Below are 8,691 nucleotides of genomic sequence, written 5' to 3' on the forward strand. Positions count from 1 at the left end.
CCCTTTGCCTGGCGTTGCTGCAGTGCAAGGCGAAAGGCGCGGGCGACGTCATGCACATGGACGAAATCGCGCTTCTGTTCGCCATCCTCGAAGATCATTGGCCGTTGGCCGTTGGCGAGACGCGAAGCGAAGTTGGCCAGCACGCCGGTATAGGGGTTCGACAATGCCTGGCCGGCGCCGAAGACATTGAACAGGCGCAACGCGACAGCATCGATGCCATAGGCTTCGCCGAAGATCAGCACAGCGCGTTCTTGTGCGTATTTTGTCAGCGCATAGATTGAGGCGAGATCGACCGGCTTTTCTTCGTCCGTCGGCAGCGGCGAGAGGGGGGCTCCCTCTGGCGACAGCGGATTCCATTGCCCGCTTTTGATGTCGCTCGCCTTGCGCCGGGCATTGTCGATGCGCCGGCCGTCTGGCGTTGCATAGAGCCCTTCGCCATAGACGCTCATCGACGAGGCGACGACGATCCGTTCGACCGGGTGCTTGATCAGTGCTTCAAGTAGCGTTGCGGTGCCGAGATCATTGGCGCCGACATAGCGCGCGATCTCGTACATCGATTGTCCGACGCCGACTTCCGCCGCCAGATGAATGACCGCGTCAACACCTTCCAGCGCACTGGCGACCGCCTCCCGGTCTCGGACATCACCTTTGATCAGTTCGGTCCCGGCGGGAAGCGCGACGGCTTCGCCCGCATGCACCTGCTCCAGCAGCGCATCGAGGATGCGAACCGAATAATCCTGCTCGACGAGTTCCTGTGCGACATGCCGGCCGATGAAGCCGCAGCCTCCTGTAACCAATATGCGTTTCACGACGACTCCTCAGACAAGTAACCTCGGCGCCCCGAACTTTTCGGCAAAAGGTTTGTTCCCTTGCTTCAACAAAGTTCCTTTGGCGGACTTCGTTGGGCCGGCATCGCGATCACGGCGCGGTGCTGGAACATTGACGCCCTTGTGCTGTTAGGACGCCCGACAGCCCGCGTGTCCCATGGAGCAACGCCGATCAAAGGAGATTTCAATGTCTCAGTCGCAAACGACCACCGACCACGACGAAATTCGCAAGTGGGCCGAGGAGCGGGACGGCCGGCCGGCAGTGGTACGCACAAAAGGCGAGGGCGGCATCCTGCGGATCGACTTCGGTGAGCCTGAGGAAGCATTCGAGCCCATCGAATGGGACGAGTTCTTCCGGATATTCGACGAGAACGATCTGGCCTTTCTGTATCAGGCCAAGACTGGGGAGGGGAAAGCCAGCCGTTTCAACAAATTCGTCGAGCGCGATCAGAAGGGCTGATGACGCAAGCCAAGCGGCTGATCTGTACGGCCCAGTTGTCGAGATGTGGTCAACAATGACGGCCCCGCGGCTTAGCACTTCAGCCTGAGAGGGAGGGTAAAATTAATGCATCAGGTTTGCGCCGCGGGTTTTCGCCATCTCTCGCATGATGCCGTTGAGCCAGTTTTCAGTGGATTGACCAGGCTGTCTGCGGTCGACATCCCGGATCGCTTGCTCGAGCGTCCTCTCGACGAGCCGATCCGATGCGTCGACGTCTCCCAGCAAAAGGCGCGCCGCAAGTCGCAGTTTGGGCAAAAGCGCGAAGACGTCGTCGGACGGGTCCGGTCCGGGGGGCGCCCGCCCCGATTCCTGCGGGGGAAAGAGTGCGTTGAACACCGCCTGGCTGCCCGAGGATTTCCGCAGATTGCTGGCATAGCGGAGATGGTCGGGAATGGCGATGTCGTCATCGCCACTGAAGAACACGAAGGGGACACCCCGGCGCATCAACTCATCGGCGATTGGAAACACGCGTCGGCCATTGAGATTGACGTCGAGGATTGCAGCTTCGGCCGTCCCGGTGTGTTTGGAAGCCTGTTCGACGGTTGCAGCGGGACCAAGGATTATGGCGCCCATATTGCTGAAAAACCGCGCAAGATCTCCCGCCATCGTCCATTCGTCTTCAACTATCAGAATATGCAGCCCCCGCAGGTCGCGCACGTCGTCATCCTTTCTTGCAACGGAGGTTAGAATGCAGAGGATTTGCTTTCCGAATTCTGTCATCCAAGGCCGCCTGCAACCGCTTCGCAAGCATCAGCATGCGATCCGGGACGGGCCCCGCATCGGAATCTGCTAGCGATCCAGGCGCCCCTGACACCACTGGCGCTCGGAGTTTTATGTCAGCAGAGCGTTTCGTCATTGAACCACCATTGATATCGGGTTCAACGTCATCCCTGACGTCTTGTTCCATACCTCTTGCGCGCTATATGGTTGTGTCCTGTTCGATCCGGCCTTGAGGAGACTTCATGTCGGGTCGGCGAAAGGGGGACATGCCGTGACTGCCCGATCGACTAGATTTCCCATCGTTGGCATCGGCGCGTCCGCGGGTGGCATTCCCGCGATGGAAGGCTTGTTCAAAGGCGTTACCAGCCAGCCCGGCATGGCGTTCATCATCATCACGCATCTCAGCCCGAAGCGAGAAAGTCTGTTGCATGAAGTTGTCAGCCGCTACACCGAGATGCCTGTCGTTGTGGCCGAGGATGGCATAGCTGTTGTACCTGACCACGTCTACGTGATGCCACAAAACGTCACTCTGGCGATCGCCAACGGTGTGCTGCGCCTGCGGCGGCCCAACGGGCTTACCCAAGAGCGCAAACCCGTCGACATCTTCTTTAGTGCGCTCGCTGAAGACCAGGGCGAATATGCCGTGGGCGTCATTCTGTCGGGCGGTGATTCCGATGGAACGCTGGGCGCCAAGGCGATCAAGGAGCGGGGTGGCCTCACTGTCGCGCAAGCGCACGACGGCTACGGGCCGCGCAATCCCGATATGCCACAGAGCGCTATTGCCAGCGGGCTCGTCGACGTCGCTGTGCCCGCCGAGGAGATCGGGGCGAAGCTGGAGGCTTTCGCCCGCGGCTTCGACACGCTGGAAGGGCTGGCGGAAGAAGATGGCGACCATACGGCCGACATCGATAAGGTGCGAGAACAGATATACGCCATTCTGCGCAGCCACTCCGGCCACGACTTCTCGGGCTACAAGACCAAGACATTTCTGCGCCGCGTGAAGCGACGCATGCAGATCGCCCAGGTCCATTCCATCAGCGCCTATATAGACTGGCTGAAGAAAGATGCTCGCGAGGTGATGAACCTTTTTCGCGATCTGCTGATCAATGTCACCAACTTCTTTCGCGACCCCGATGCCTTCGAGTTGCTCGAGCGAAAGATCATACCGCAGTTGTTCGAAGGCAAGACCGCCAGCGACACCGTCAGGGTCTGGGTTCCCGGATGCGCCACGGGCGAGGAGGTGTTCTCTATCGGCATCCTGCTGCGCGAACACATGGAGAAGCTTACGGTCGTTCCGCGCGTCCAGATATTTGCCACCGACATCGACGAGCCTGCGCTGGCGGTGGCCCGGGCGGCACGCTATCCCGAAGCCTTGCTGCAAGGGCTTTCACCCGAACGCCGACAGCGGTTCTTCAACGGCGACGGAGAGAGCTATGTCATTAGCAACGAGATACGGGAACTGTGCATCTTCTCGCCGCACAGCGTCATTCGCGATCCGCCTTTCTCGCGCATGGATCTGGTCTCCTGCCGCAATCTGCTGATCTATTTCGGCCCGAGCATCCAGAGCCGTGTCATCCCTGTCTTTCACTATGCATTGAAGCCCGGCGGTTACCTGTTCCTCGGCACCTCCGAAAGCGTTGGGCAGCACGACAATCTGTTTGCCACTGTCGACAAGAAACATCGTCTCTTCCAGGCGCGCGAGCATGCCTCGCCGCATATCAGGCTGCCCGCCTTGATCGGTGAGAGCCGTTCCGGCGTCTTTCCCTCTGAAAGCGCCGGCTTAAGGAAGGGAGCCGCCGGTTATCCGCTGCGCCAGGCTGTCGAGGCGCAGGTGCTGGAGCGCTTCGCTCCGCCGCATGTCCTGGTCAACGCCGAGGGCGATGTCGTCTATTATTCGGCCAGGACCGGCAGATATCTCGAAGCGCCGCAAGGGATTCCCAGCCGGCAGTTGCTGACGATGGCTAGGCGTGGGCTGCGACTGGACCTCCGCGCCGCGTTGCGGGAAGCGACGACGACGCGCCGCACAGTGGTGCGGGAAAACCTCATCGTAGAGGAAGACGACGAACGGGTCCAGCCGATCAAGCTCACGATCGAACCGCTCACCGAACGTGGCAATGGCGAGCCGCTTTATCTCGTCCTGTTCGAACCGTCGGGGCCGACCCAGGCCCGCTCAGAGGAAGACGGCGGCGGCCGTGACAGTGACAGCACCGCCGATCTCGAGCGGGAGCTGCGCGACACCAGGGAGCGCCTGCAATCGACGATCGAGGAATACGAGACCGCGCTGGAGGAGGTCAAATCGTCGAACGAGGAACTCGTCTCCGTCAATGAGGAGGCGCAGTCCACCAATGAGGAACTCGAAGCCTCGAAGGAGGAGATGCAGTCGCTCAACGAGGAGCTCAACACGATCAACGCCGAGTTGACGGCCAAGATAGAGGAGCTCGACCACGTCAACGGCGATCTGCGCAACCTGTTCGAAAGCACCGACATCGCGACCATTTTCCTCGACCGCAGCCTTGTGGTCCGTACCTTCACGCCGGCGGCGTCATCCTTCTTCAGCCTGCGTCCCTCCGATGTCGGCCGGCCGCTGACGGATCTGTCTAGCCAGCTCGACTACCCCGAGCTGAAGCAGCACATCGACAAGGTTTTCGAGACAGGCGAGATCCTGAATCACCATCTGGCACGCGATGCCAGGGGCCTGTTCCACATGGTCCGCATCAATCCCTATCGCGACAAGGGCAACAGGATCCAGGGCGTGGTGGTGACACTTGTCGATGTCACCACTCTGGCACAGGCGGAAGAGCATCAGCAGGTGCTCATCTCTGAACTCAACCACCGGGTCAAGAATATGCTTGCGGTGATCGCCAGCATTGCAAGCCGCACGCGGGAAAGTTCTGATACGAAGGAGGAGTTCGCGGATGCGCTGATCGGTCGCCTGCATGCCATGTCGCGGGCCTACGGCCTGCTGACCCGGGAGAGATGGAAGGAAGCCTCGGTCAGGGAACTGCTCCAGCAGGAGCTCGAACCATTCGGCATCGAGCGGATCGAACTCGATGGCGAGGATGTCAAACTAGGTCCGCAACAGGGGCTTTCCCTCAGCATGGCCATTCATGAACTGGCCACCAACGCGGCCAAGTACGGCGCTTTGTCAAAAACCGACGGCAAGGTCAGTGTGCAATGGTCGATCGAGGAGGACAGTTTCACATTTGGCTGGCGCGAAAAGGACGGCCCTGTTGTCAAGGCGCCCTTGGACAATGGTTTTGGCCTGACACTGCTGCAGGGAGAAATTGGTTACAGGCTCGGCGGCCATGTCGAGACCGCGTTCCACAAGGACGGCCTCAGCGTCCAGATCGCGTTTCCAGCAAACCACAAGGAGGCGCCGTGAGCGACGACAGGCCGCGCGTTCTGGTGGTCGAGGACGAATGGCTGATCGCCGAAGACGTCGCGTCTCGCCTGCGTGCGGCGGGTTATCCCGTGATCGGCCCGGTCTCGTCGGTCGCCGCGGCTCGTCAACTTATCGATGCAGGCAAAGTCGACGTGGCGCTGCTCGACATTCAATTGAACGGTGAAACGAGTCTGCCCGTAGCCGAAACATTGCTGGCTCGCGGCGTCCCCTTCGCCTTCATGACCGGATTTGGGCCGCGTGATGTTCCCCAACCCTTCCGAAGCTGCAAATTCGTGCCAAAGCCGGCAGGCGACGCTGCCCTTCTCAACACCCTGGCCGACCTGGCATTGCTTCGTCCCGACACGCACTCGTCGTGATTTCAACAGCCGGTTTCGATCAGTCCAGGGGCTTGTCCGTCGGCCGAGGCGTGGTGCTCGCCTGACGCGGCCGCCCGGCGTTGCGATTGGCAACCGGATTGTCAAGCGGCGCGGTCGACGGCCGGGATGTGCCTGCGGTTTTCGGCGTCTCCGGCTTGCCACCGGCATCCGTGTCACTGGCGTCCCGTCTCGGGTGCGGCAGACCATCGGCGTTCGGAGACCGGACGCTGGGTTTCGATGTGGAACTCTCATTGCTCATGGCAGCACCTTTCTTTGCATCGGGTGGGGCACGGTAGTCCCGCCGCTGTGAAGTCTGCAGGTCAAACCGTCGCCGCGATCGAAGGTTCCAGGTGCCAACGGGTCCATTGCGATCCACGGCCGCCGACTTACTCAGGGCAGACCTGGTGCGAGAGCCCGACACCTCAACCATGCGGCCGCATCACCACCTTGATGCAGCCATCCTGCTTGTCACGGAACGTCTTGTAGAGATCCGGCCCGGCTCCGAGATCCGCCCGGTGCGTGATCACGAAGGAGGGATCGATGTCGCCCTTCTGGACTATGTCCAGGAGCGGTTCGAGGTAACGCTGAGTATGGGTCTGACCCATCCGGAAGGTCAGGCCCTTGTTCATGGCGGCGCCGAACGGAATATGATCGACGAGACCGATATAGACGCCGGGCACCGAGATGGTGCCGCCTTTGCGGCAGGAGTAGATTGCTTCGCGCAGTACATGCGGCCTGTCGGTGCCGAGGTAGACGGCGGCCTTGACCTTGTCGAGCATGGCGTCGGCACTGGCGCCGGGATCCGACTCGGTACCGACACAGTCGATGCAGCGATCAGGACCGCGGCCATCGGTCATCGCCATCAAGGCGTCGTAAATATCGGAGTTGCTGAAGTCGAGCGTCTCGGCCTTGCCGTGCTCGCGAGCCATCGCCAGCCGCTCCGGCACCTTGTCTATGGCAATAACGCGGCCGGCGCCGAGCATCCATGCGCTTTGGATGGCGAACTGGCCGACCGGACCGCAGCCCCAGATAGCGACGGTATCGCCTGGCTCGATGCCGGCATTTTCAGCCGCCATGTAGCCAGTCGGGAAGATGTCTGAGAGGAACAGCACCTGTTCGTCGTCCATTCCTTCGGGCACCTTTATCGGACCGACATCGGCGAAAGGGACTCGCAGATATTCGGCTTGCCCTCCCCAATAGCCGCCGACCAGATGCGAATAGCCGAACAGGCCCGCCGGGGATTGTCCCATCACTTCGGCGGCCTGTTTGGCATTGGGATTGGACCTGTCGCAAAGCGAGAACAGCCCCTTCTGGCAAAACCAGCATTCGCCGCATGAGATGTTGAACGGCACCACGATGCGGTCACCCTTCCTGAATTTCGAATGGCCGCGGCCGACTTCCACGACCTCGCCCATGGTCTCGTGTCCAAGCACGTCGCCCGATTCCATGGTCGGCATATATCCGTTCATCAGATGCAGGTCCGAGCCGCATATGGCGCAGCAGATGACCTTGATGATGACGTCGCGATCATCCTCTATAGCGGGATCAGCCACCTGGTCGCATCGGATGTCGCCTTTGCCGTGCCATGTGAGCGCTTTCATGAGGTTGCTCCTTGTTGGAAGAAGGTTGGAAGGCAAATCGTGTAAAAGGCACCGTCTGAGCGTCTGCAGCAATCCGTCGATATACAGGTCAACACATAGGAGTTGCTGCCGTGATGCCCGATTGTTCAGTCTTTGGATGCGGAACCCGGCTCGGCCATCTTGCGGTGCTGTTCAGCCAGCGTGCCTGCCGGCATCACATGCGCCGCGGCGACCTGCAGCTTGTTCTCCAACTGCTGATGACTTGTTCCTCGCCGGCCATCTCGCCTCGTAACCGGCTATGACTACATCGGTGGGATTGTCCTTCTCATCGGTGCCGACCTTGCCCTCACCACGGCCAACTTTTCATTCGTCATAACGTCCTCCGAATTTCGCTTCGGCCGAACCACCATCGAGGCTGATTGTTCCGTACGGATAGGATTGAATGGGCGGCTTTATGCCGGCCATGAAAAGCGATTTTGTTCTGGGCACATTCGACTGTGAACAACTCATGATGGCGGTGGAACAACTCAAGTTTGTGCGAGTTCGGTAGCCGTGCAGCGTCATCGCTCCCCTTGTTTGATGCTGCACGGTCGGGTTCCCTCAGCCTGATCAGCCCGCGCGCCCTCGCGGCAGCGCGGGCTTTCTATGGGCAGGGCGCCATGTTTTAAATCTTTGGAACAACGTACCCGTTCAGCAGTTCGGCGTGCAGGAGGAACAAAATGCAATTCGCGGAAGAAATCGCGCTCAGGCGCGTAAAGATGCTGGTCGAACAATATGTTGTCGCCAGGAGCAGGAGATATGATTTCGTCTCGACCGAACTCGCCTGTAAGGCCATCCGCCAGGTCGTACGAAGCCCGATCGAGGACGCCGAACTGGACCATCTGCTGGCCAGAAGCGCCGTCAAACAAGGGCTGTCGGTGCGGTTCGACCGGATAGGTCATTGGCAGGCGGCTTCGCCCGAACTCAGCCAGGAGAAATCAGCATGAGGGCAGTGCTTTTGATGTCGGCCGCATTGCTCGCCTTGGCGGCGTGTAATGACAATGCCGATCCAGCCAAGTCCAAGACGGATACCACGAACAGCCAACCGGTCGACAAGAATCCCACGACGGACACCAACCCGACACCGCAGACCAGCACCGGCGGCGATCAGCAAGGTACGCAGCCAGCCCAGCCTGCATCTCCCAAGCCAAGTGGCGGCTAGGCCTATGGAGCGACGCAACGCGATAATCTCGCTGGTGATAGCCGCAGTCATCATTGTCGGTTTCGTCGTCGGCTTTTTCTACACTGATATGGGCTGGCAGACCTC

The 8,691-nt window shown here is 60.2% G+C and carries 8 protein-coding genes; 5 read left to right on the forward strand and 3 right to left on the reverse strand.

The features are described from left to right. A partial coding sequence (locus tag EN879_RS14645) for an SDR family NAD(P)-dependent oxidoreductase (protein ID WP_127274111.1) occupies nt 1-809 on the reverse strand: 809 nt, incomplete at its 3' end. A gap of 205 nt (nt 810-1,014) precedes the next feature. Here EN879_RS14645 and EN879_RS14650 point away from each other — a divergent pair. Further along, a complete protein-coding gene (locus tag EN879_RS14650; RefSeq protein WP_063170158.1) occupies nt 1,015-1,287 on the forward strand; it encodes a hypothetical protein in 273 nt (90 codons plus the stop codon). A 102-nt stretch (nt 1,288-1,389) separates the two neighbouring features. On the opposite strand, the gene EN879_RS14655 is transcribed toward EN879_RS14650, so the two are convergent. Then, nucleotides 1,390-2,046 carry a response regulator gene (locus EN879_RS14655; RefSeq protein WP_082826656.1) on the reverse strand — a complete coding sequence of 219 codons (657 nt, stop codon included), beginning with the start codon at nt 2,044-2,046 and terminating at the stop codon, nt 1,390-1,392. Between the two features lie 271 nt (nt 2,047-2,317). On the opposite strand from EN879_RS14655, the gene EN879_RS14660 reads away from it, so the two are divergent. Then, a complete protein-coding gene (locus EN879_RS14660) occupies nt 2,318-5,428 on the forward strand; it encodes a CheR family methyltransferase (RefSeq protein WP_063170159.1) in 3,111 nt (1,036 codons plus the stop codon). Beyond that, entirely contained in the window at nt 5,425-5,805 is a 381-nt protein-coding gene (locus EN879_RS14665) for a response regulator (RefSeq protein WP_063170160.1), read from the forward strand. Before EN879_RS14660 ends, EN879_RS14665 begins: the two co-directional genes overlap by 4 nt. A gap of 422 nt (nt 5,806-6,227) precedes the next feature. Here EN879_RS14665 and EN879_RS14670 read toward each other — a convergent pair whose 3' ends face one another. After that, nucleotides 6,228-7,406 (reverse strand): zinc-dependent alcohol dehydrogenase, encoded by a 1,179-nt coding sequence (locus tag EN879_RS14670; RefSeq protein WP_063170161.1) that lies wholly within the window; start codon nt 7,404-7,406, stop codon nt 6,228-6,230. A 698-nt stretch (nt 7,407-8,104) separates the two neighbouring features. Between EN879_RS14670 and EN879_RS14680 the strand changes: the two genes are divergently transcribed. Together EN879_RS14680 and EN879_RS14685 are read left to right on the forward strand one after the other, a co-directional pair. Then, on the forward strand, nt 8,105-8,371 hold the full coding sequence (locus tag EN879_RS14680) for a hypothetical protein (RefSeq protein ID WP_063170162.1): 267 nt from the start codon (nt 8,105-8,107) through the stop codon (nt 8,369-8,371). Further along, on the forward strand, nt 8,368-8,586 hold the full coding sequence (locus tag EN879_RS14685; RefSeq protein WP_063170163.1) for a hypothetical protein: 219 nt from the start codon (nt 8,368-8,370) through the stop codon (nt 8,584-8,586). Before EN879_RS14680 ends, EN879_RS14685 begins: the two co-directional genes overlap by 4 nt. Nucleotides 8,587-8,691 lie beyond the last annotated feature (105 nt).

Source organism: Mesorhizobium sp. M7A.F.Ca.AU.002.02.1.1 (assembly GCF_003998535.1).
GTDB lineage: Bacteria > Pseudomonadota > Alphaproteobacteria > Rhizobiales > Rhizobiaceae > Mesorhizobium > Mesorhizobium ciceri.